The sequence below is a fragment of the Mycobacterium sp. URHB0021 genome (genome assembly GCF_054057895.1).
On sequence record NZ_JBSRZT010000002.1, the window covers coordinates 4,936,660 to 4,959,555 of the forward strand.

The 22,896-nt window shown below is 67.3% G+C and carries 22 protein-coding genes and 2 pseudogenes; 5 read left to right on the forward strand and 19 right to left on the reverse strand.

Features of this window, described 5'->3' with window-relative positions; genetic code table 11:
- Positions 1-61: 61 nt before the first annotated feature.
- The 3 genes from ACVWWN_RS26645 to ACVWWN_RS26655 all read right to left on the reverse strand — a co-directional run bounded on the left by ACVWWN_RS26645 (position 62) and on the right by ACVWWN_RS26655 (position 3,061).
- A complete protein-coding gene (locus tag ACVWWN_RS26645; protein ID WP_457146526.1) occupies positions 62-1,417 on the reverse strand; it encodes an MFS transporter in 1,356 nt (451 codons plus the stop codon).
- A 46-nt stretch (positions 1,418-1,463) separates the two neighbouring features.
- Positions 1,464-2,324 carry a shikimate dehydrogenase gene (locus tag ACVWWN_RS26650; RefSeq protein ID WP_457146527.1) on the reverse strand — a complete coding sequence of 287 codons (861 nt, stop codon included), beginning with the start codon at positions 2,322-2,324 and terminating at the stop codon, positions 1,464-1,466.
- A gap of 95 nt (positions 2,325-2,419) precedes the next feature.
- Positions 2,420-3,061, reverse strand: a complete 642-nt coding sequence (locus ACVWWN_RS26655) for a TetR/AcrR family transcriptional regulator (protein WP_457146528.1) — start codon at positions 3,059-3,061, stop codon at positions 2,420-2,422.
- A gap of 102 nt (positions 3,062-3,163) precedes the next feature.
- Between ACVWWN_RS26655 and ACVWWN_RS26660 the strand changes: the two genes are divergently transcribed.
- Positions 3,164-4,990, forward strand: coding sequence for a bifunctional sugar phosphate isomerase/epimerase/4-hydroxyphenylpyruvate dioxygenase family protein (locus ACVWWN_RS26660; RefSeq protein ID WP_457146529.1), 1,827 nt, complete (start codon positions 3,164-3,166; stop codon positions 4,988-4,990).
- On the opposite strand, the gene aroQ is transcribed toward ACVWWN_RS26660, so the two are convergent.
- From aroQ to ACVWWN_RS26685, 5 genes and pseudogenes are all read right to left on the reverse strand, one after another.
- Positions 4,979-5,458, reverse strand: coding sequence for a type II 3-dehydroquinate dehydratase (gene aroQ, locus ACVWWN_RS26665; protein ID WP_457146530.1), 480 nt, complete (start codon positions 5,456-5,458; stop codon positions 4,979-4,981). The genes ACVWWN_RS26660 and aroQ overlap by 12 nt on opposite strands.
- Positions 5,455-6,543 carry a 3-dehydroquinate synthase gene (gene aroB / locus ACVWWN_RS26670; RefSeq protein ID WP_457146531.1) on the reverse strand — a complete coding sequence of 363 codons (1,089 nt, stop codon included), beginning with the start codon at positions 6,541-6,543 and terminating at the stop codon, positions 5,455-5,457. Before aroB ends, aroQ begins: the two co-directional genes overlap by 4 nt.
- 133 nt (positions 6,544-6,676) lie before the next feature.
- Positions 6,677-7,180 (reverse strand): annotated as a pseudogene (locus ACVWWN_RS26675) (shikimate kinase); the annotation flags it as partial.
- Entirely contained in the window at positions 7,180-8,394 is a 1,215-nt protein-coding gene (gene aroC, locus ACVWWN_RS26680) for a chorismate synthase (RefSeq protein ID WP_457146532.1), read from the reverse strand. The pseudogene ACVWWN_RS26675 and the gene aroC, both read right to left, overlap by 1 nt.
- A gap of 25 nt (positions 8,395-8,419) precedes the next feature.
- Entirely contained in the window at positions 8,420-8,851 is a 432-nt protein-coding gene (locus ACVWWN_RS26685) for a prepilin peptidase (RefSeq protein ID WP_457146533.1), read from the reverse strand.
- A gap of 123 nt (positions 8,852-8,974) precedes the next feature.
- Between ACVWWN_RS26685 and ACVWWN_RS26690 the strand changes: the two genes are divergently transcribed.
- Complete coding sequence (locus tag ACVWWN_RS26690) at positions 8,975-9,871, forward strand: EamA family transporter (RefSeq protein WP_457146534.1); 897 nt, start codon at positions 8,975-8,977, stop codon at positions 9,869-9,871.
- Here ACVWWN_RS26690 and ACVWWN_RS26695 read toward each other — a convergent pair.
- The 7 genes from ACVWWN_RS26695 to ACVWWN_RS26725 form a co-directional block, all read right to left on the reverse strand.
- Complete coding sequence (locus ACVWWN_RS26695) at positions 9,861-10,697, reverse strand: LLM class flavin-dependent oxidoreductase (RefSeq protein ID WP_457146535.1); 837 nt, start codon at positions 10,695-10,697, stop codon at positions 9,861-9,863. The genes ACVWWN_RS26690 and ACVWWN_RS26695 overlap by 11 nt on opposite strands.
- 10 nt (positions 10,698-10,707) lie before the next feature.
- On the reverse strand, positions 10,708-11,532 hold the full coding sequence (locus ACVWWN_RS26700; protein WP_457146536.1) for a shikimate dehydrogenase: 825 nt from the start codon (positions 11,530-11,532) through the stop codon (positions 10,708-10,710).
- Positions 11,510-12,754: an endolytic transglycosylase MltG gene (locus ACVWWN_RS26705; protein ID WP_457146537.1), complete on the reverse strand. Its 1,245-nt coding sequence runs from the start codon at positions 12,752-12,754 to the stop codon at positions 11,510-11,512. The genes ACVWWN_RS26700 and ACVWWN_RS26705 overlap by 23 nt, the downstream gene beginning before the upstream one ends.
- Positions 12,747-13,265: a Holliday junction resolvase RuvX gene (ruvX, locus tag ACVWWN_RS26710; RefSeq protein WP_457146538.1), complete on the reverse strand. Its 519-nt coding sequence runs from the start codon at positions 13,263-13,265 to the stop codon at positions 12,747-12,749. The genes ACVWWN_RS26705 and ruvX overlap by 8 nt, the downstream gene beginning before the upstream one ends.
- 4 nt (positions 13,266-13,269) lie before the next feature.
- The gene (alaS, locus tag ACVWWN_RS26715; protein WP_457146539.1) at positions 13,270-15,969 is read right to left on the reverse strand and encodes an alanine--tRNA ligase; all 2,700 of its coding nucleotides are present in this window, start codon (positions 15,967-15,969) and stop codon (positions 13,270-13,272) included.
- 126 nt (positions 15,970-16,095) lie between these two features.
- Positions 16,096-16,497 (reverse strand): secondary thiamine-phosphate synthase enzyme YjbQ, encoded by a 402-nt coding sequence (locus ACVWWN_RS26720; RefSeq protein WP_457146540.1) that lies wholly within the window; start codon positions 16,495-16,497, stop codon positions 16,096-16,098.
- A gap of 19 nt (positions 16,498-16,516) precedes the next feature.
- Entirely contained in the window at positions 16,517-17,779 is a 1,263-nt protein-coding gene (locus ACVWWN_RS26725) for an MFS transporter (RefSeq protein ID WP_457146541.1), read from the reverse strand.
- Between the two features lie 116 nt (positions 17,780-17,895).
- Here ACVWWN_RS26725 and ACVWWN_RS26730 point away from each other — a divergent pair, with 116 nt between their 5' ends.
- Complete coding sequence (locus tag ACVWWN_RS26730; protein ID WP_457146542.1) at positions 17,896-18,204, forward strand: GlsB/YeaQ/YmgE family stress response membrane protein; 309 nt, start codon at positions 17,896-17,898, stop codon at positions 18,202-18,204.
- A gap of 71 nt (positions 18,205-18,275) precedes the next feature.
- On the opposite strand, the gene ACVWWN_RS26735 is transcribed toward ACVWWN_RS26730, so the two are convergent.
- The 4 genes and pseudogenes from ACVWWN_RS26735 to ACVWWN_RS26750 all read right to left on the reverse strand — a co-directional run bounded on the left by ACVWWN_RS26735 (position 18,276) and on the right by ACVWWN_RS26750 (position 20,619).
- Positions 18,276-18,749 (reverse strand): SRPBCC family protein, encoded by a 474-nt coding sequence (locus tag ACVWWN_RS26735; protein WP_457146543.1) that lies wholly within the window; start codon positions 18,747-18,749, stop codon positions 18,276-18,278.
- The gene (locus tag ACVWWN_RS26740; protein ID WP_457149297.1) at positions 18,746-19,099 is read right to left on the reverse strand and encodes an ArsR/SmtB family transcription factor; all 354 of its coding nucleotides are present in this window, start codon (positions 19,097-19,099) and stop codon (positions 18,746-18,748) included. The genes ACVWWN_RS26735 and ACVWWN_RS26740 overlap by 4 nt, the downstream gene beginning before the upstream one ends.
- 122 nt (positions 19,100-19,221) lie before the next feature.
- Positions 19,222-19,465 (reverse strand): annotated as a pseudogene (locus ACVWWN_RS26745) (LLM class F420-dependent oxidoreductase); the annotation flags it as partial.
- Complete coding sequence (locus ACVWWN_RS26750; protein WP_457146544.1) at positions 19,462-20,619, reverse strand: acyl-CoA dehydrogenase family protein; 1,158 nt, start codon at positions 20,617-20,619, stop codon at positions 19,462-19,464. The gene ACVWWN_RS26750 and the pseudogene ACVWWN_RS26745, both read right to left, overlap by 4 nt.
- An 87-nt stretch (positions 20,620-20,706) precedes the next feature.
- Between ACVWWN_RS26750 and ACVWWN_RS26755 the strand changes: the two genes are divergently transcribed.
- Together ACVWWN_RS26755 and ACVWWN_RS26760 are read left to right on the forward strand one after the other, a co-directional pair.
- Complete coding sequence (locus ACVWWN_RS26755) at positions 20,707-21,195, forward strand: winged helix-turn-helix transcriptional regulator (RefSeq protein WP_457146545.1); 489 nt, start codon at positions 20,707-20,709, stop codon at positions 21,193-21,195.
- Between the two features lie 67 nt (positions 21,196-21,262).
- Positions 21,263-22,750, forward strand: coding sequence for a PAS domain S-box protein (locus ACVWWN_RS26760; protein WP_457146546.1), 1,488 nt, complete (start codon positions 21,263-21,265; stop codon positions 22,748-22,750).
- The last annotated feature ends 146 nt before the right edge of the window (positions 22,751-22,896 follow it).

Here is a 22,896-nt window from a genome sequence, read left to right on the forward strand (position 1 = left end):
GGCTCGGTGTTCTTCGAGTTCGTCGAACTGCGCGGCGACTACGCTGGCGGCGGCACGCGGTTCAGCTGTGCACCAGGGCCTCGGCCGAGGCGGGGGACTTCTGGCCGAGCAAGGGCGTCGGGACGTCCTTGGTCTCCCGCGCGGTCAGCGCGGACCCGGCCGAGATCACCACCACCACTGCGGTGAAGATGCTGATGACCACCCAGCCGCCCTCCCGGACCCCGCCGAGCGCGGTCACGATGGACGGGGCGAACCCGGCGACCAGGAATCCGAGCTGGGTGCCGACCGCCACGCCGGAGAATCGCACCTTGGTGCTGAACATCTCGCCGTAGAACGACGGCCACACGGCGTTGGCGGCTGCGTAGCCGAACGAGAAGGTCGCGATCGCCAACGCGAAGATCAACACGGTGTTGTCGCCGCTCATCGACAGCATGTAGAAGGGCATCATGACCGCCGAGGCCAGCGCGCCGTAGATGAACACCGGCTTGCGCCCGATGCGGTCGGCCAGCTTGCCGAACAACGGCTGGGTGCCGATTGCGACGACATTGGCCACGACGACGAGCCAGAGCGTGATGTCGGCCTCCAGGCCCACCTTCTTGCCATAGGCGATGGCCAAGGGGGCGAAAACCGTTGACACAGCGGCGATGAATGCGCACAGCACAACCCGCAGCACATCCCTCCAGTGCTCACGCAGCAGCGGCACCAGTGGCATCTTGGCGATGTCGCCGGCCGCCTTGGCCTCCGCGAACGTGGGCGGTTCATGCAGCGTGCGGCGGATGAAGTAGGCGACCGCCACGACGACCGCGGACAGCCAGAACGGCACCCGCCAGCCCCAGCCCAGTTCGGTGCCCTGGGGCAGCGACACGAACGGGATCATCACCAGGTTCGCCAGGATGAGGCCGCCCTGCGTTCCGGTCAGTGTCCACGAGGTGTAGAACGCGCGCTGATGGTCAGGTGAGTGCTCGAGCGTCAACGAACTCGCACCGGCCTGCTCCCCTGCCGCGGACAGCCCCTGCATCAGGCGGCACAACACCAGCAGTCCCGGCGCGGCCCAGCCGATCGTGTCGAAGGTGGGCAGACACCCGATGAGGAACGTCGACAGACCCATCAGCACAAGGGTGAACATCAGCACTTTCTGCCGACCGATCCGGTCGCCGAAGTGTCCGAGGATCAGCGCGCCGAGCGGGCGGGCGACGTAGGCCACGCCGAACGTCGCGAGTGATAACACCAGCCCCGCTTCGTCGTCGGACGGGAAGAACACCTTCGGGAAGATGAGCGCGGCGGCGGAACCGAAGACGAAGAAGTCGTAGTACTCGACCGCGCTGCCCATGAAACTGGCCAGTGCGGCCCGTTTCGGAGTCCGTTCCGGAGCACCGGACGGCGCACCGCCCGGCGGAGTGGGGTTGATGACGCTCATCGGATTCCTCCTAGTTTTCTCGAAACTCGTGGCGCCGGACGCGAATTCACCCGGCGAGACTGCGAAAGTGTCGCGACATCCGCGCGCTGTCCGGGGTGATCCCGGTGATCAGCGCAAATGCGGTGGTCGCCTGGTGGACTGCCATGTGGCCGCCGTCGAGAGTGCGGCAGCCCGCCTCGCGGGCCGCCCGCAGAAGCGCGGTGTCGAGCGGGCGGTACACGATATCGGCGACCCAGAGGCCGGGGCGCAACAGCTCCGCATCGAAGGGCAGGCCGGGATGTTGGGCCATTCCGGTCGGCGTGCAATGCACCAGCCCGTCGCTGACCGGCAGGTGGACGGACAGCTTGTCGAACGCCGACGCGTCGACGCGGGCGTCGGGGTGGCGGCCGGCGAGGTCGTGGGCCAGGAACGTGGCCCGGTCGATGTCGAGGTCGACGACGGTGAGGTGCTGGGTGCCCAGCGTCAGAAGGGCATGCCCGACGGCCGCTCCGGCCCCGCCGGCCCCCACCAGGACCACGTTCGCGGTGTCGGCGCCGGGCAGTCCCTCGGCGAATCCGGTGGCGAAGCCGGGCGCATCGGTGTTGTACCCGATCGCGCCGTGGTCGGTGAACACCACGGTGTTGACGGCGCCCAGCGCGGCCGCAGCCTCGTCGAGGGCGTCGAGGTGTTCGATCACCAACCTCTTGCACGGGTGGGTGACGTTGAGGGCGTTGTATCCGAGCGCGCGCGCCCAGCCTAGAACCTCGCCCACCCGCTCGGGCGCGATGCCGAGCGCCGTCAGATCGATCGTCCGGTAGACATAGTCGAGACCGTGGGCGCGGCCTTCGGCCATATGCAGCGACGGTGTCAGCGACGGCCCGACGCCCTGGCCGACCAGGCCGACCAGATAGGGGTCCGCAGTCACCATGCACCGTCCCGATTAATGTACGAACTAGTACGTACGCGAAGTACACCATTGTGGCATGCGTCTCGTCAAGACGGTTGAGTGACGGCGCTCTCCCCCTAGCTGGCCGTGAGCCAGCCGACGACCACGTCGCCGATCATGCGCCGCAGATGGGCGCGTTCGGAGACCTCCGTGAAATCGACGTCGAAGAGAAAACCGAAGGTATACCGGTTGGCCACCTGGAACACGCAGTAGGCACTGATCACCAGGTGTACGTCGAGCGGTTCCACGTCGTCGCGGAAGACCCCCGTGGCGCGGCCGCGCGCCAGGATCTCGTCCAGCAGCGACGTGGCCGGCTGGCCGAGGGAGCGCAGTGAGTCCAGCCGGCTGATGAATGCGCCCCGATGGATGTTCTCGATCGACACCAGGCGGATAAAGGCCTGATGGTCGAGGTGATGATCGAAGGTCAACTCGGCCAGCCTGCGCATCGCCACCACCGGATCGACGTGATCCACCTGCAGTCGCTGTTCTGCCTCGCGGATGCCGCGGTAGGCGTTCTCGAGCACCGCCATGTACAGCTGTTCTTTACCGCCGAAGTAGTAGTAGATCATCCGCTTCGTGGTGCGGGTGCGCTCGGCGATCTCATCCACCCGGGCACCCGAGTAACCCGACTCCGCGAAGACCTCCGTCGCGACCGCGAGCAACTCGGCACGCGTGCGCTCCGCATCGCGCTGTAGCTCCGGACGAGAGTCGGCGGTCACGCCCCGCAGCTTACTGGCCTGGCCGCCCGATTCCCGTCAACCTCTTCCGGAGTAATTAACCATTTGGTACATTGAACTCCAGAACAGCCGAGTGGAGGCTCCATGAAGACGTCCATCGCCACCGTCTCGATCAGCGGGTCCCTCACCGAGAAGCTGCACGCGTGCGCCGCCGCCGGCTTCGACGGCGTCGAGATCTTCGAGCCCGATCTCATCGCCAGCGATCACAGTCCCGAGGAGATCCGCAGCCTGGCCCGCCGCCTGGGTCTGTCCCTGGACCTGTACCAGCCCCTCCGCGACATCGAGGGGGTCGACGAGGGCACCTTCGCCGATAACCTGCGCCGCGCCGAGGCCACCTTCGCGACCGCACACCGACTCGGCATCGAAAAGGTGCTGGTGTGCAGCAACGTCGCCACCGCGACCGTCGACTCCGACGAAGTCTCCGCGGGTCAGCTGCGTCGACTGGGTGACCTGGCGCAGCGGTACGACATCGCGGTGGCGTTCGAGGCGCTGGCGTGGGGGCGTTTCGTCGACGACTACCGCCGGTCTTGGCGCATCGTCGAACTGGCCGATCACCCGGCGGTCGGGCTCTGCCTCGACAGCTTCCATGTGCTGTCCAAGGGCCACGATGCCTCGGCCATCGAAAGCATTCCGGGTGAGAAGATCTTCTACCTGCAGCTGGCCGACGCCCCCGCGTTGACGATGGATGTGCTGTCCTGGAGCCGCCACCACCGGCTGTTTCCCGGTGAGGGCGACTTCGATCTGGCGACCTTCGTCTCCCACGTGCTGGTGACCGGGTTCGACGGACCGCTGTCGTTGGAGGTCTTCAACGACACATTCCGGCAGACCGATCCGGGCCGTACCGCGGTGCACGCTCTTCGATCGCTGGTGTGGCTGCAGGACAAAGTCGCCGCGACGAAAACGCTGACGGACGCCACTCGTCTGCGGTCGGTGGCAGATGCCAAGCCGCCCACCGGCTTCGACTTTGTGGAGCTGAAGGCCGAAGACACCAGTGACATCGAGGTGCTGCTCGAGCAGCTGGGTTTCACACCGCGGGGACGCCACCGCACCAAACCGGTGTCGCTGTGGGTCGCGGGTGACGCCCGCGTGGTCCTCAACGAGCAGCAGGCCCGCGACCAGAGCCCCCACATCGCCGCGATTGGACTTCAGGTGCCCGAAGCCGATGCCATGTCACGGCGGGCCGCGGACCTGATGGCCCCCGCCGCGTACCGCCGCACCTACGCGTCCGAGCAGGCCCTGCGCGGGTCCGTCGCCCCGGACGGCTCCGAGATCTTCTGGGTCACCGCACCGCCGAGGGGTGTGCCGCCGGCCTGGATCCACGAGTTCCAGAACGGTATGCCGGTGACCGCGAACTCGCCGGTGCGCGCGATCGACCACGTCAACCTCGCGCAGCCGTGGCAGACCGCCGACGAGGCCGTACTGTTCCTGACCAGCATCTTCGGGCTGTCCGCCGATGCGCCGACCGAAGTCGCCGGGCCGACCGGGCTGGTCCGCAGCCAGGTGATGCGGACCGATGATGGCGTGGTGCGGTTACCGCTCAACGTTGCGCCGCACGTGCTCGACGACTCCGGGCTTCCGCAGCACGTCGCGTTCGCGTGCACCGACGCCTTCGAGGTCGCCCGCCGGGCCCGCGCGCGGGGATTGCCGTTTCTGTCGGTGCCGGACAACTACTACGACTACGTCGCGGGGCGTTTCGGGGTGGACGCGGCGACGGTGGCCGAACTGCGCGCGCTCGACCTGCTCTACGACCGCAGTCCCGACGGTGAGTTCATTCACTACTACACCCGCACGGTCGGCTCGGTGTTCTTCGAGTTCCTCGAACGGCGCGGCAATTACGACGGCTACGGCACCGACAATGCTCCCGTCCGGCTGGCTGCTCAGCGGCGCGGCCGCGTCAGCTCACGACGGTGATGGCGCCTGCGCAGCAAGATATCTCAGCGCCAACACGTAGCCCTGCACACCGAGGCCGGCGATCACACCGGTTGCCACACCGCTGAGATAGGAGTGGTGCCGAAACTCCTCGCGGGTGTGCACGTTGGTGATGTGTATTTCGATCAACGGCGCCCGTAGTTCGGCGCAGGCGTCGCGGAGAGCCACCGACGTGTGGGTGAGCGCGCCCGCGTTGAGGAGGACGGGATCGCCCGCGTCGGCCGCCGCGTGTACCCAGCCCAGCAGATCGGCTTCGCTGTCGCTTTGCCGGACAACGGCTTTGAGGCCCAGCTCCTCAGCCTCGTGTTCGATCAACGTCACCAGCTGGTCGTGCGTGGTGCTGCCGTACTTCTCCGGCTCGCGTCGACCCAACCGGCCGAGGTTGGGGCCGTTGAGCACGAGTACCGTCTTGAAACTCTTCTGCTGATGCTCTTCGTGCAAGTCGCTCATCGCTGCACCACCGCTCCGATCTCCGAGTACGCCGCCGCCAGCAGCGACGGGTCCGGGCCCTCGAGAAGCCCGGGCTTGCCCAGGCCGTCGAGCACCACGAAGCGCAGCACACCGGCCCGGGTCTTCTTGTCCCCGGTCATGTACTCCAGCAGTTGCGGTAGCGCGTCGGCGTCGTAGGTGACCGGCAGGCCGAGCGAAGTCAGCACTGCCCGGTGCCGGTCGGCCGTTTCGTCGTCGAGGCGTCCGGCGAGCCGGCCGAGTTCGGCCGCGAACACCAGGCCCACCGAAACCGCCGCGCCGTGGCGCCATTGGTAGCGTTCCCGCCGCTCGATCGCGTGCGCGAGGGTGTGGCCGTAGTTGAGGATTTCGCGCAGCGCCGATTCCTTCTCGTCCGCGGCCACCACCTGGGCCTTGACGGCGACCGCACGCCGGATCAATTCGGGAAGCACCGTCCCCGCAGGGTCGAGCCCGGCCTCGGGCTCGGCTTCGATCATGTCGAGGATCACCGGATCGGCGATGAAGCCCGCCTTCACGATCTCGGCCATGCCCGCGATGATCTCGTTGCGCGGCAAGGTTTCCAGCGTCGCGAGGTCGACCAGCACGGCGGCCGGCTGATGAAACGCGCCCACCAGGTTCTTGCCTGCGTCGGTGTTGATGCCGGTCTTGCCGCCGACCGCGGCGTCGACCATGCCGAGCAGCGTGGTGGGCACATGCACGATGTCGACTCCGCGCAGCCAGGTTGCGGCGGCGAAGCCGGCGACATCGGTGGCCGCTCCCCCGCCGAGGCTGACGATCGCATCCTTGCGGCCGATGCCGATTCGGCCCAGCACCTCCCAGAGGAACCCGACGACGGGCAGCTCCTTGCCCGCCTCGGCGTCCGGGATCTCGACACGGTGCGCATCGATGCCATTCTCCGACAAGCGATTCCGAATCGCCTCCGCGGTCTGCGACAGCGCCGGCTGGTGCAGGATCGCCACCTTGTGCCTGCCCTCGAGGGTCCGCTCCAGCTCGCCCAGCAGCCCGGTGCCGATGATCACCGGGTAGGGCGGATCGACCAGTACGTCCACGGTCACCGGTTCAGTCATGGTTCCGTTCCGCGTTGCGGGCCGCGACAGCGGCGGGGGTGGGTGGCGCCTCGGTGCTCGGTGCGGGGGTCAGCTTCGACGGCGCGCGACGCCAGGCCGGCCGTCGGCGCCTGCGCTGCGGCGCAGGCGCGTCGGGATTCTCCAACCGGGCGACGATGTAGCGGACCACCGCTCCCGGATTGCGGCGATTGGTATTGACCCGCATGGTCGCAACCCGTCGATACAGCGGTACCCGCTGCGCGATCAGCTCGCGGTACCGCTGCGCGGGGTCCGGCCCGGCCAGCAGCGGCCGGACGGTGCCGCCGGTCGTGCGCCGGATGCCTTCGGCCGCATTGATTTCGAGGAAGATCACGGTGTGGCCGGCCAGCGCGTCGCGTACACCCGGCGACGTGATCGCGCCGCCGCCGAGCGACACGATGCCGTCGTGTTCGGCCAGTGCCGCGCGCACCACCTCCTCCTCGATGCGGCGGAACTCCTGTTCGCCGTCCAGGAACAGGTCGGCGATGCTGCGGCCGGTGGTCTCGACGATCTGGGCGTCGGTGTCCAGCAGGGGTAAGGCGACGGCCTTGGCCAGCCGGCGCCCGATGGTGGACTTGCCGGAGCCCGGCATGCCCACCAGAACCGCCTTGGGAGCCATCAGCCCGACACCTGTGCCACACCGGGACTCGACGGCTCCCTTTCGGCGACCGAACGGAGGTAACTGTCGATGTTGGCCCGCGTCTCGGCCAGCGAGTCGCCGCCGAACTTCTCCAGCGCGACGCGCGCCAACACCAGGGCGACCATCGTCTCGACGACGACGCCCGCAGCGGGCACCGCGCACACGTCCGAGCGCTGGTGGATCGCGACGGCTTCGTCCCCGGTGGCCATGTCGATGGTGGCCAGCGCGCGCGGCACCGTGGAGATCGGCTTCATCGCCGCGCGCACCCGCAGCGTCTGGCCGTTGGTCATGCCACCTTCCAGGCCGCCGGCCCGGTTGGTCGAGCGCGTCACGCCGTCGGGTCCCGGGTAGATCTCGTCGTGGGCGACACTTCCGCGGCGGCGCGCCGTTTCGAAGCCGTCACCGATCTCGACGCCCTTGATCGCCTGGATGCCCATCACCGCGCCGGCCAACTGGCTGTCCAGCCGGTTGTCGCCGCTGGTGAAGGAGCCGAGCCCGACCGGGAGTCCATGGGCGACCACCTCGACGACGCCGCCGAGAGTGTCGCCGTCCTTCTTGGCCTCCTCGATCTCGGCGATCATCGAAGCCTCGGCGGCCTCGTCGAACGCGCGCACCGGGCTGGCGTCGATGGCCGCCAGGTTGGAGTACTGAGGTGGCGGTCCGTCGTAGGGCTTGGACGCTCCGATGGAGATGACGTGCGAGAGCACCTCGACGCCGAGCGCCTCGCGCAGAAAGGCACGTGCGACGGTGCCGGCCGCGACGCGGGCCGCGGTCTCGCGCGCGCTGGCCCGTTCGAGCACCGGGCGGGCGTCGTCGAAACCGTATTTGAGCATGCCGGCGTAATCGGCATGGCCGGGCCGCGGCCGGGTCAGCGGAGCGTTGCGGGCGCTGTCCTCGAGCACCGCCGGATCGACCGGATCGGCGGCCATCACGGTCTCCCACTTCGGCCATTCGGTGTTGCCGATCTCGATGGCGATCGGCCCACCAAGGGTGACCCCGTGCCGGACCCCGGCAAGCACGGTGACCTGGTCTTGCTCGAACTTCATCCGGGCGCCGCGGCCATAGCCCAGGCGGCGGCGGGCCAGCTGCGCGGCGATCTCGTCGGAGGTCACGCGCACACCGGCGACCATGCCCTCGACCATGGCCACCAGGGCGCGGCCGTGTGATTCACCAGCTGTCGTCCATCGCAACACGCGTCCCATTTTCGCACGACGGCCTCTACACCACGGCCAGCGCACCGGCGACCGCGGCCGCCAGGCACATCGAGGGGCCGTGTGGCACCGTGGAGCCCTTGTGCCGGACGATCGCAGCGACGGCCCATACCGCCGTCAGCAGCGGCGCCGCGACGGCGGCCAGCATCCACACCTCGAACCCCAACGCCCCGGTCAGGGCGCCCGTGCCGAGCGCGAGCTTGACGTCACCGGCGCCCATCGCCGACGGCGCCAGCAGATGGACGACCAGGTAGAACCCGAACAGGGCGCCGGCACCGACGAGAGCTGGCACTCCCCGACCTGCCACCGCGGCGACGGTGACGACCGCGACGGCGCCGGGCAGTGTCAGCCAGTTCGGCAGCCGGCGCTCACGGATGTCGTACGTGCTCAGCGCTGCCATCCAGGCCAGCACGCCGACGCCGGCCGCGCCCGTCCCCATTATCGGAGGCTAATGCCGGCCGGCAGCCGATTTGCGCACGAGTTCCACCCTGCGTCGACGGTGACGACGATCTTGCCATCAGGGGTCGATCACCCGCCCGGGCCGGGTCCTAGGCTCGACTGCGTGCCATCCGCCCGCCGCCGCGCCCCGCTGGGGCCGGCACTGCTCGTGGTCGCGGCCGCGGTCAGCCAGGAGGTCGGCGCGGCGTTCGCCGTCGGATTGTTCGCCGCGCTCGGTGCGATCGGGGCGGCGTTCGCCCGGTTCCTCGTCGCGGGCGTGGTGCTGTGCGCGGTCGTCCGTCCTCGCGTGCGCGACCTGTCGGCTCGGGCCTGGATCTCCATCGGTGCCCTCGCGGCGGCACTGGCCATCATGAACCTGTCCTTCTACAACTCGCTGACCCGGATCCCGCTCGGCGTCGCGGTGACGGTCGAAGCGCTTGGACCACTGGCGCTTTCGGTGGTAGTCAGCACGCGCAGGAGCGCCTGGCTGTGGGCGATCCTCGCGCTGGCCGGGGTGGCGTTGCTCAGCCTGACCGGTGTCCGGGTCGGCCACCTGGACCCGGTTGGGCTGGCGTTCGCGGCCGTCGCCGGCGCCGGCTGGGCAGGTTACATACTCGCATCCGCCCGGGTCGCGTCGGATTTCGCGAACCTCGACGCGCTCGCATTGGCGACGGCCATCGGTGCCGTCGTCACGGCGCCGTTCGCAATCCTCACCATCGATCCTGGCGCCGCGCTGCGATGGGAGATCATCGGCGTCGGCGCCGCCGTGGGGATGATGTCGTCGGTCCTCCCCTACTCCCTGGAGTTGACGTCGTTGCGGCGACTACCGCCCGAGACGTTCGCGATCCTGACGTGCCTGTCGCCGGTCATCGCCGCGCTGGCCGGCTGGCTGATCTTGCATCAGCACCTCGCGGTGCCGGGCTATCTCGCGATTGTGCTGGTCACACTGGCCAGTGTGGGCGCCGTGCGCTCGGCGCGAGATCGCCTCAGAGACAATGACGGACGGCTGATCACCGCGTAGCAGACCGCAGGCGTGCGGCCACTTCGCCGACGGTGGCGACGAAATCCGGCATCGCCGACTCCGCGCTCGCCGGCGGCTGCAACACCAGGGTGTGCACCCCGACGTCCAGATACGGCGCCGAGCACCCGGCAATCTCCTCGATACTGCCGCCGACGCCGATCTCGCCGGGGTGTGCGCCCGGCGTGCACGACACGAACAGCACGGTGAAGAACGGCTCGCCGTCGCGGTCGGCGCGACCCGCCTCGACGTGCTCCAGGGCGGCACGCAGAGTCACGGGCGAGTACTGGCTGTCCAGCACCACCCCGTCGGCGATCTCCCCGGCCAGCCGCAGGGTCTTGGGCCCCGTTCCGCCGATGAGGACCGGAAGCCGTTGCGGCGGAGTCCAATCCAACTGGACATCGGCCAGACGCACGTAGCGGCCGTCGACGCTGACGGACTCCCCGGCGAGCAGCCTGCCCAGCGCGGTCACATACTCGCGAAGCAGCGTGAGCGGGGACGCCACGGCGGCTCCGGCCTGCCGCATCCAGTCCTGCACGCCGTGGCCGATTCCGACCCGGATCCGGCCTGGGAACATCGCCTCCAGGCTGGCCACCTCCATGGCGGTGGTGACCACGTTGCGCAGCGGTGCCGGCAGCACACCGATTCCGACGGTCAGCGTGTCCGTCGCCGCCAGCGCCGCGGTGGCCGCGGCGATGCCGCCCTGCAGGAAGCAGTCTTCCCACAGCCACAGTTCGTCGATACCCGCCGCGTCGACCGCCGCGGCGATCCGCGGCAGGGCAGCGGGTGAGAAGTCCGGGCGTGACACCACGCCGAGTCGCGCGCTCACTCGTCGAACACTAGTGAACGCCCAGCGCGGCCGTCATCGCCTCCCGCGGTGCGGGTCGTCCGGTGAACTGCTCGACCTGGCTGAACGCCTGGTGCAACAACATCTGCAGCCCGCTGATCACGCGGCCGCCCGCCGCTTGGAAGGCTCTTGCCAGGGGCGTCGGCCACGGGTCGTAGATCGCATCGAGCAGCAGCGGCGCCGCCGCCAGAGTGGCGGCGTACCGTGCCACCGCGTCAGCCGGGATGGTGTTGACCATGACGTCGGACTCGGCGACCACATCTGCCAATTCGGCGCTGTCCACATCGCACCACCGGGCGTCGGCACCTGATCTGGACGCCAGGTCCACCAATGCCGAGACCTTGTCGGGGTTACGGGCGGCCACCGTGATCCGGTGCACGCCGAGCTCGATCAGTCCGATCACGACAGCCGGGGCGGTGCCGCCGGAACCGACGACGATGGCGTGGCCCGACGCATGACCGAGGGCGCCGGTCACACCGTCGATGTCGGTGTTGTCGGCGCGCCATCCGTTCGGTGTGCGCACCAAGGTGTTCGCCGATCCGACCTGCTCGGCACGCCGGGTGCGCTCACCGGCGAAGGTCAGGGCGGCGAACTTGCCGGGCATGGTCACCGAAAGTCCCACCCATTCGGGTCCGAAAGCCCCGACCAGACCGGGCAACTGCTCGGCGGTGCATTCGATTCGCTCGTAGGTCCAATCGGCCAACCCGAGCGCCCGGTATGCCGCGAGGTGCAGTTGCGGTGAGCGCGAGTGTGCGATCGGCGATCCCAGTACCGCCGCTCTGCGTCCGGCCTGGTTACCGTGCGCTGTCGAGGACACCGTTGCGCTTCGCCAGTTCGATATTGGCCAGGTGCTGTTGATAGTCCCGGGTGAACAGCGTGGTCCCCTGCAAGTCGATGGTGACGAAATACAGCCAGTCTCCCGCCGCGGGCTGCTCGGCAGCCGCCAACGCAGGCCCGCCCGGCGAGCAGAGGGGCGTGGCGGGCAGTCCCGGTCGCACATAGGTGTTCCACGGGGTGTTCTGCGCTCGGTCGCCGTCGGTGGTGGCCACCTCGATCCGGTCGAGCGCGTAGTTCACCGTGGAGTCGAATTCGAGCGTGCGGTTCTCGTGCAGTCGGTTGTAGATGACGCGCGCGACCTTCGCGAAGTCGTCAGGTTTGGACTCGCGCTGCACCAGTGATCCGACGATCAGGATCTGGTAAGGCGACATGTTCAGGGCCTTGGCGGTGTCGAGCAGGCCGCCCTGGGCGTATTGCATTGCGCTGGTGCGGATGAGCGTGGACAGGATGGACTGCGGATCGCCCGAGGGATCGATGTTCCAGGTGCCCGGGGCGATCAGGCCTTCCAGGCGCCGGTGGTCGTTGCCCAGGGCGGTAACCGGATTGAGGGCCCAGTCCGGCACCGACAGCGCCGAGGGTGCCGCGGCGCCCGCGGCCGTCCTCAGTGAGTCGACCGACACGCAGTGGTGATCACCGTCGAGATCGACGCACGTCGCCTTCGAGATCAGGCTGAAGATGCCGTCGGTGACAGCATTGGTCTTGACGTCCTGAATGTCGTCGAGCTGGCGGCCCTCGGGGATCACGAGTTTACCGACGCGATTCTGCGGATCCGCCAACCGCGCAACGGCATTGGAGGCGGGAATCTCGGTGCGCACTTTGTAGAAGCCGGGCTGGATGGACGAGATCGCGGTGTTGCCGTCGGCGGCGTCGATGAACGCCTTGACCGTCGCGATCACCTTGCGTTCCTGCAACGTCTTGCCGATCGCGGTGGTGGAGTCGCCGTCGTGAACCTGGATGACCACGTCGTTGACGCCCTCACCGGAATAGTCGTTGCCCGTACCGAATAGCGTGTGCCACATCCGCGAGCCCAGGAACACCGCGCCGATGACGACGACGATCAACATGAACAGCGCCATGCCACCGGCGATTCGGCGTTTTCGCCTGCCCCGTGCCGCACGCATGCGATCCGCGCGGGTCATCCGGCGCCGCGGTGGTCCCACCGCAACCGGATTCGCGCGGTCCTGACTCCAGTCGTCAGCCATCCCCGACCTCTCCGTGCGCGGATAACGCGGCACGCCGTTGGTCCAGCCAGTTCTGCAAGATGCCCACCGCCGCGGCTTGGTCGATCACCGGGCGCTGACTCTTGGCCCGCACCCCGGCCTCGCGCAGCGACCGCTGCGCCGTAACGGTGGTGAGTCGTTCGTCGGTCAGCCGTACGGGTATGGGTGCCACCCGTGCCGAAAGCAGATCGGCCAGCTCGATCGCGTCCTTGGCGGCCGGGCCGGACCGGTCGGCGAGGGTGCGCGGCAGACCCACCACCACTTCGACGGCCTCCAACTCCTCGACCAGTTGCGCCAGCCGACGCAGATGCCGGTTCGACCGGTCCCGGCGCACCGTCTCCACCGGTGTGGCCAGGATGCCGTCCGGATCGCTGATGGCCACCCCGATGCGCACACTTCCGACGTCCACGCCGAGCCGTCGTCCCCGTCCGGCATCGGGTGGGTGAAGAGAACCCCCCGGGCGATCCGGAAGGCGTTCTTCGGTATAGGCCACTGGGTCAGCTCCGGCCTATCTCAGCGCGCAGCGCGGCCAGTGCCGCGTCGATACCCGCCGCCCCCTTACCCGAACCCTGCGCCAGATCGGCCTTGCCGCCCCCACGCCCGTTGACCGCTGCACCCAGTGCCTTCACCAATTCGTTGGCGCGCAGACCCAGGTCCTGCGCCGCCGGATTCGCCGCCACCACGAACGGAACGGAATCGTCCTCGCTCTCGGCGATCAATGCGACGACGGCCGGATCACTGCCCAGCTTGCCGCGGATGTCTCCGACGAGCGTGCGCAGGTCCGCCGCCGACATTCCGCCGGCCATCCGCTGCGCCACGACACGGACCTTACCGATCGATTCCGCGCCGGCGGCGGCGTTCACGGCGGCGGCGCGTGCGTTGGCCAGCCGCATCCGGTCGAGTTCCTTCTCGGCTGCCCGGAGCCGATCCACCAGGTTGGCCACCCGGGCAGGCACTTCGTCGGAGGGCACCTTCAACGACGACGCCAGACCCGCCATCAGTGCCCGCTCCTTGGCGAGATGGCGGAACGAGTCCAGGCCCACATACGCCTCGACGCGGCGCACCCCCGAGCCGACAGACGACTCGCCCAAGATCGTGACCGGCCCGATCTGCGCCGAGTTGTGCACGTGCGTACCGCCGCACAACTCCAGCGAGAACGGCCCGCCGATCTCGACCACCCGAACCTCGTCGGGATACGCCTCGCCGAACAGCGCCATCGCACCCATCGACTTGGCCTTCTCGAGATCGGTGGTGAAGCTGTGCACTTCGAAGTCGGCTTCGACAGCCTCGTTGGTGACTTCCTCGATCTGTGTCCGCTGGTCGTCGGTCAGCGCACCCTGCCAGTTGAAGTCGAACCGCAGATAGCCCGGCCCATTGAGCGAGCCGGCCTGAACCGCGTTGGGGCCCAGCACCTGCCTGAGCGCGGCGTGCACCATGTGCGTGCCGGAATGGCCCTGCGTCGCACCGTGACGCCAGCGCGGATCGACCGTTGCGACAACGGTGTCACCCTCGACGAACTCGCCGGATTCGATGTTGACGCGATGCGCCCAAAGGGTTTTGGCGATCTTCTGCACATCGGAGACGGCCGCCTTGGCGGTGCCGGAAGCCGCGGTGCCGGAGATGCTGCCCTCGTCCGCGATCTGGCCGCCGGACTCCGCGTAGAACGGTGTGCGGTCCAGGATCAACTCGACGCGCTCCGGCGCCGGCCCACCGTTGGTGTCATGCCCGACCACCGGGACCCGCTTGCCGTCGACAAAGATTCCGAGAATCCTTGCCTCGGAGCTTAATTCGTCAAACCCGGTGAACTCCGTGGGTCCGGTGTCCACCAGCTCGCGGTAAGCCGACAGATCGCTGTGGGCCTGTTTGCGGGCGGCCGCGTCGGCCTTGGCCCGCGCCCGCTGCTCGGACATCAGGCCGCGGAAGCCCTCCTCGTCCACGCTCAGACCGGACTCGGCGGCCATCTCGAGGGTCAACTCCAGCGGGAAACCGTAGGTGTCATGCAGCGTGAACGCATCGGTACCCGACAACACCGTGCTGCCCGACCGTTTCGTCGCACCGGCGGCCTCGTCGAAAAGCCGGGAGCCCGAGGCCAGCGTGCGGTTGAACGCCGTCTCCTCGGCCACCGCGATCCGGTAGATGCGGTCGAAGTCCGTGACCAGCTCCGGGTACGACGGTCCCATCTCGTCGCGCACTGTCGTCATCAGGTCGCCGACGATCGGATCGTCGATGCCCAGGAGTTTGGCCGACCGGATCACCCGGCGCAGCAGGCGGCGCAGCACGTAGCCGCGGCCGTCGTTGCCTGGACTGACGCCGTCGCCGATGATGATTGCCGCGGTGCGGCTGTGGTCGGCGATGATGCGGTACCGCACGTCGTCGTCGTGGTGGCCGGCGCCATAGCCCCGCGGGGCACGCGCGGCGACCGTGTCGATGACGGGACGCACCAAGTCGGTCTCGTAGACGTTGTCCACGCCCTGCAACAGGCACGCGATCCGTTCGACACCCATGCCGGTGTCGATGTTCTTGCGCGGCAGGGGTCCGAGGATCTCGAAATCCTCCTTCGAGGTGCCCTCGCCGCGCTCGTTCTGCATGAAGACGAGATTCCAGATCTCGATGTAGCGGTCCTCGTCGGCCTCGGGACCGCCCTCGACGCCGTACTCGGGGCCGCGGTCGTAGTAGATCTCCGAGGACGGACCGCACGGCCCGGGTATGCCCATCGACCAGTAGTTGTCGGCCATGCCGCGGCGCTGGATGCGCTCGGCGGGCAGGCCCGCCACGTCCTGCCAGAACCCGATGGCCTCGTCGTCGTCGAGATATACCGTCGCCCAGAGCCTTTCAGGGTCGAAGCCGTAGCCGCCCTGCTCGACCGAGTTGGTCAACAAGGTCCACGCGAATTCGATGGCGCCCTTCTTGAAGTAGTCGCCGAAGCTGAAGTTGCCCGCCATCTGGAAGAACGTGTTGTGCCGGGTGGTGATGCCCACCTCGTCGATGTCGGGCGTGCGGATGCACTTCTGAACGCTGACCGCCCGCTTCCATGGCGGGGTGCGCTGCCCCAGGAAGTACGGCACGAACTGCACCATGCCGGCGTTGACGAAGAGTAGGTTGGGGTCGTCGAGGATGACCGAGGCACTCGGCACCTCGGTATGGCCCGCCTTCACGAAATGATCCAGGAAACGCGTCCTGATCTCGTGTGTCTGCACGTCCCTGCTGTCCTCGTCGTTGTGTGTGGTTCCGCGGTCACCTGCGATTATTCGACCGCCCTACAGTACCGGTCGGGGTAGCCGTCCTAAAAAGCAAACGAATCCGCGCCGCAGATCGTGCCGCGCTCAGCCGTCGATGAAGCTCAGCCGCACCGATCGGCTGGAATTGTCCCTGTTCAGGTCCACCAGGACGATGCTCTGCCACGTTCCGAGCAACGGTTCGCCGGCGCGCACCGGAACCGTCACCGACGGGGCCACCAACGCGGGCAGCACGTGGTCGGCGCCGTGGCCTGGCGACCCGTGTTCGTGGCGGTACCGGTCATCGCGCGGCAGCAGTCGCTCCAGCGTGTCGACGAGGTCGTGATCGGATCCGGCGCCTGTTTCGATGATCGCGACTCCCGCCGTGGCGTGGGGCACGAAAATATTGCACAGGCCGTCCTGGCGGTCACCGCAGAAGGACCGGACCGCATCGGTGAGATCGACGGTGCGGCGCCGGGCGGTGTCGATGTCGAGTACCTCGGTGTGCACCTACCGAGCCTACGAGCGCTCAGGAGGATTTGATCGCGGGGTAGGCACTGCGGTCGGTGCCGAACTCCAGACCGGTGGCGTCTTTGCCGATGAGGGTCAGCACGGCGACGGCGATGAGTACCGGAATGATCGTCGCCGCCAGGGCGAACGGATAACCGTGGGTCGCCGCGAGATGTTCCTGGATCGGCAGGTTGAAGGCGGCGAACAGGTTGCCCAGCTGATAGGTGACCCCCGGATAGAAACCCCGAACGGCGTCGGGCGACATCTCGGTCAGGTGCGCCGGGATCACACCCCACGCTCCCTGGACGACAACCTGCATCAGGAACGCGCCCAGGCACAGCATTGCCGCGGTCTGCGAGAAGGCGAACAGCGGCACGATCGGCAACCCCAATACGGCGCAGAACACGATCGTGTAGCGGCGGCCGTACCGCTGGGAGAGCGTGCCGAACACTAGGCCACCGACGATCGCACCGATGTTGTAGATGACGGCGATCCACCGGGCGGTTTCCGTCGACAGACCCGCCCCACCTTGGTGCTCGGCCGACAGGAACGTCGGGTAGACGTCCTGGGTGCCGTGGCTCATCCAGTTGAACGCGGTCATCAGGATTACGAGGTAGACGAACCGGCGGACGACGGCGCCGTTGCGGATCACGTCACGAATGCTGGTGCTGGTCAACCGCATCCGCTCCTGCGTGGCCTCCCACACCGCGGACTCCTTGACCCGGGTCCGGATGATCAGCGTGATGAGCGCGGGAATGATGCTCAGCCCGAACAGCCATCGCCAGGACAGCCCGAGATGATCGATCACCAACAGCGATGCCAGCGTGGCCAACAGATAGCCGAACGAGTAACCCTCCTGCAACAGACCCGAGAAGAAGCCCCGGCGCTCGGCGGGAATCTTCTCCATCGCCAGCGCCGCACCCAGTCCCCATTCGCCGCCCATGCCGATCCCGTAGAGCATTCGCAAGACCACCAGCACGGTGAAATTGGGGGCGAATGCACACAGGAATCCGACAATCGAGTAAAAGGCCACGTCGACCATCAAGGGCACGCGTCGACCCACACGGTCCGCCCACAGGCCGAACAGCAGGGCGCCGATGGGGCGCATGATCAGCGTCGCGGTGGTGAGGAATGCCACCTCGGTCTTCGACACGTGAAACGTCTCGGCGATGTCGGCATAGACCAGCACGACGATGAAATAGTCGAAGGCGTCCATTGTCCAACCCAATTGGGCCGCGATGAACGAGTTCCGCTGGTCGGCCGTGAGCTTCACATCGGCCACCTATACATGTTTCCCATTGCCACGTCCAGAGAAACGCGCGCGATCGACGCTGTCGTTTATTCGACGGAGGCCGTGGGTATGTCAGGTTCACCAATTTGAAGCTTTGGAGGCACACAATGACCATTACCGGCGTGATCACCGCCATCCTCATCGGCATCGTTGTCGGCGTGCTCGGCCGCCTCGTGCTGCCGGGTAAGCAGCCCATCGGCATGCTGCTGACGATTCTTGTCGGCATCGTCTCAGCGTTCATCGGCACGGCCATCGCCCGCGCCATCGGTATCCCGACTGCGACCAACGGCATCGATTGGCTCGAATTGCTGGTTCAGGTCATCGTCGCGGCGCTGGGCGTCGCTTTGGTGGCATCCCTCACCGGACGTCGTCGCACCGGGCTGACGGGCAGGCGGCGTTCCGGCATCCTGCGTTAGACAGAGCCCGCACCATCCCCTACGGTCCCGGCTGGCCCCCCTCCAGCCGGGATCGTCCTCGTCTGGGCGAGTCAGAGTGTCTCGAGAAGCGTGTCGAGCTTCTCGTAACCCTCGGTCATCCCGCCTTCCATGCCCGAGGACAGCAGGCCGTCGCGGGCCTGGATCGTCGGGCAGATCGATCTGCCCCGCAGCCGGCTGCGGCCGTCACCCAGGTCCTCGAACCACAGGTATTCGATGTTCACATTGTCCGGGGCGCCTTCGAATTCGAAGGTCTGCAGGATGAATTCGTTGTCGCGCACGGTGTGGAATGTGCCGTTGAAGCCGAAATTGCCGTGCTCGTTCTCGTGAACGTAGCGATAGCCGCCATGGTTCTTGAAGTTCCACTCCAGGACGTCCATCTCGAGGTCGCGTGGTCCGAGCCACTGCTTGACCAACTCGGGATCGGCGTGCGCCCGGAACAAGGCCGCAACCGGAGCGTCGAAGTCACGGGTGAACTCCATTGCCAGGGTGTCGACGGGCGCATTGAGGTTGAGCGGGTTCGTCATGTGTCGGTTCCTTCCTCGGGCGTGTCGGTCACTTCCGCCAGCAGAGCATCCAGCCGGCGGTAGCTGCGTTCGGCATCGAGCCGATATCGGTCGATCCATGCAGTCAGGCGCTCCAGCGCAACGGCATCCAGATGAACCGGCCGTCGCTGTGCGTCGCGGGTCCGGGTGACCAGCCCCGCCTGTTCGAGCACCTGAATGTGCTTGGACACCGCCTGTTTCGTGATGTCGAAGGGTGCGGCCAGTTCGTTGACCGTTGCCGGACCGCGGGACAGCCGCGCCACGATGGCGCGTCGGAAAGGGTCGGCCAGCGCCATGAACGCGCGGTCCAGCCCATCGTCGGAGACCTGCATCACTCGGCAATCATCAACCTGGCATTTGATCAACTAATCGGTTGATTACTAATCTAGAAGGCTTATGAAATCGCTGTCAAGGGGCGGATCGTCATCCGGCCGGTATCGAGTTTCGCAGTCGAGCCGTGGCTGCGAACGTGCCGCCCGGTGTAGTCGGCCCGTGTCCCGGCCAGGATCGACCGCAGGCACTCGATGGTTTCGCGCATGCGTGGTGCGTGCTTCGAGCGCGAAGGCATCGTAGGTCGCCATTTCGCCAATCCACAGCGTGTCGAAATCAGCGTCACGGGCGGCCAGCGCGACGTCGAGAGCCTCGTCGTCGGGCCGGTCGAGCCAGAACGGCAGGGCGACTGCGAGATGTCCGTTCACAACGTTGACGCGTCGGCCGGCTGACCGAGCAGGATACGGCCAGGCAGCTCACGCGACGCCTCGTTGACCTGAAAGTGAGCGGTGGCGGTGTACGCATCCCGGAATCGTCGCTGTAATGGGGAGCTGTCGTATATCGCGGTGCCGCCGGCAAGATCGTACATGTCGCGGACCACCTCGGCCGAGGTCCGTGCCACATGAGTTGCCGCCAGTCGCAGGCGGTTTCGCACCTCGACCGGCACCGGTTCGCCGTCCTGGCTGGCCCGCCAGCCCGCCTCGATCGCCTGGTAATAGAGTGCCCGCGCCGCATCGAGCGCCGACTCGGCCGCCGCCATCGCGACTTGCGTGGCGGGACGCTGCGCCAGCGTGCGGCTCGACCCCAACCCCTTCTTGGCGCCGGCCAGCTCGATGAAGTCGTCGATCGCGCCGCGCGCATTGCCCAGCGCGGCCGCGGCGACCGACAGCGCGAAGAATCCGAAGACCGGAAAGCGATACAGCGGCCGGTCCACCACCGGACCGTCGAACAGCGAGAACACCCGATCGGCGGGAACGAAGACCTCATCGGCCGCGGTGTCGTGGCTGCCGGTGCCGCGCAGGCCCAACGTGTGCCAGGTGTCGAGCACCTGGAGGTCGTTCTTGCCCAGCGCGACGACCGACGGCACAGGCTGCTCGTCGACCAGGCAGCCGGCGAACATCATGTCCGCGTGGGTGATTCCGCTGCAGAACGGCCAGCGGCCGGACACGACGACTCCGCCGTCCACTGTCCGCCCTTTGCCGCGCGGCGCCCAGACCCCGGCGGCGACGCCTCGCCCTCCACCGAAAAGTGCATCACGGCTGGAGGTCGGCAAATAGGCGACGAGCAGGCTGCTGGTGATCGCGATCGAGACACACCAGCCTGCCGAGGCATTCCCGCGCGCGACCGCTTCTGCACACCGCAGCGCGACTCCGGGCGGCAATTCCAGGCCGTGGACTTCCACCGGCGCACCGGCGCGCAACAATCCGCATTGTCCAAGACGGGCCACCAACTCCTCGGGTAGCCGACGGCCGTCGTCGATTTCGCCGGACAACCTCCCGGCCAGTACGGCGAGTTCCCGGGCGGCTGCTTCGACGTCGTTCGCCCTGCTGGGCGGTGACGTCGCCGGTTCGGGATGGGTCATGGTCCTCTGCATTCACGTGGAGGGACGACTGGTTCAATCACGTTACCACTGCCGGTTCAACAGGTGAACCGGTACAGTTGTCGAACCATGGCCGCACCCGCTGATCTGTCGCACCGATTCGAAGCCGAGTCCGTCGGCCGGGCCCTCGAGTTGGTCGGCGAGCGCTGGACACTCCTCATCCTGCGCGAAACGTTTTTCGGGGTACGCCGTTTCGGTCAGCTCGCCCGCAACCTGAACATCCCTCGCCCCACGCTGTCGTCGCGGCTACGGATGCTGGTCGACACCGGCCTGCTCGACCGTGTCCCCTACTCCTCGGACCCCGAGCGCCATGAATACCGGCTCACCGAGGCCGGGCTCGACCTGTTCGGCGCGATCGTGGCCCTGATGCGTTGGGGCGACCAGCATCTGCCCCACCCCAGCGGCCCCCCAGTCGTGTTGCGCCACGACACCTGCGGCGAAATCGCCGACCCTCGCCTCACGTGCGCCCGTTGCCAGCAGGAGATCACGGCACACAACGTCACCCCCGAGGCCGGCCCCGGCTTCCGGGCCGAATCGGGCGACAAAGAACTCGCCTGATCGGCGATCGCCCGTTCCGCAGCAAACGACCAGGTCGGCCGCACCTGTCGGACGATAGAATTTGTTCATGGGTAAGCCCGCGAACCTCGATATCGGTTCATCGGCAGGCAACCACACGTGGATGGAAGACTTGTTCGATCTGGCACCGGACTTGATGTGCCTTTCCACCGTCGACGGCTACTTCAAGCGGGTGAACCCGGCGTTTGAGCGGGCTCTCGGATACACGACTGACGAGTTCGTTGCCCGGCCGCTCATCGATTTCGTGCACCCCGACGATCGCGAGCACACACGCACGGCGATGAAGGTTCTGTTCGACGGGCACGAGCTACACCAGTTCGAGAACCGGTACATCTGCCGCGACGGTTCCGTGCGCTGGTTGCAGTGGAGTTGCAGGCCCGGACCCGATCCCGGCGGTCTTGTTGCTGGAGTCGCCCGAGACGTGACCGACAACGTGACCCGAAGAGATCAGGCGGCGCTGCGCCGCGTCGCGACCGTAGTGGCGAGGAGTCCCGCGCCAGGCGATGTCTTCACCGCAGTCGCCGCGGAGGTGGCGGAACTCCTCGACGCTGACATAACACTCATCGGCCGTTACGAGCCCGGCGCGACATTCACCTATCTCGCCGCGGGCGGCCCCATGCACACGTCGTCCGTGATGCTGGGAGATCGACTCTTACTCGGCGGCGAGAACCTCGCCACGAAGATCCTGCGCAGTGGTCAGCCCGAGTCGATGAGCTACGACAACGCGTCAGGCGCTATCGCCGCGTTCGCCCGCAAATTAGCGCTTCGAAGCGGCGTCGGAACTCCGATCATGGTCGACGGCCGGATATGGGGCGCGATGTTCGCCGCCTGGCCCCGCCAGCGGGATATCTCGTCGGAGACGATGGACCGACTGTGTCAAATCGTCGAGTTGGTCGCCGTGGCGATCTTGAACGCCGAGAACCGTGGCGCCCTCGTCGAATCTCGGGCGCGGGTCGTCGCAACGGGTGACGAAGTCCGGCGACGGATCGGGCGCGACCTTCATGATGGCGTACAGCAGCGACTGGTCACGCTGGCGCTGAAAATGCGAGCGTACGAGACGGCTATTCCGGCGGAGTTGACGGAGCTGTTCAGCGACGTGATGTCAGGGCTCGAAGAAATCCAGAACGACATTCGCGAGTTGTCGCGAGGAATCCATCCCACCGTGCTCGCACGAGCGGGACTGGGGCCGGCACTCAAGGAGCTCGCGCGTCGCGCTCCGCTTCCGGTCGATGTCTTGGTGGGTATCTCCGGTCGGCCGGCGGAGCGGATCGAGGTAGGCGTCTACTACGTCGTCGCCGAGGCATTGACCAACGTCGCCAAACATGCGCAAGCGTCGCGTGCGGTCGTCGAGGTGGACGAGACCAGCGGAGCCATCCTCGTTTCGGTGTCCGACGACGGTGTCGGTGGCGCCGATTTGTCGAGGGGCTCAGGACTTCTCGGTCTGCGAGATCGGGTTGAAGTACTCGGCGGCACGATGTCGCTGAACAGTCCGTCCTCAGGAACCACCCTGGTCGTCGAACTCCCCACATCTGACTAGCTCCACTCGCTCGGGGTGGCAGACGGGTGCCGGACAGACATCCGAGGCCAACAGGACAAGTAACGTATGCTGATCATCACTTTGATTACTTTTGTCGGCTGGCGCCGTCGGCCCCGGCCACCCGCGTGGAATCGACTCTGAGACAA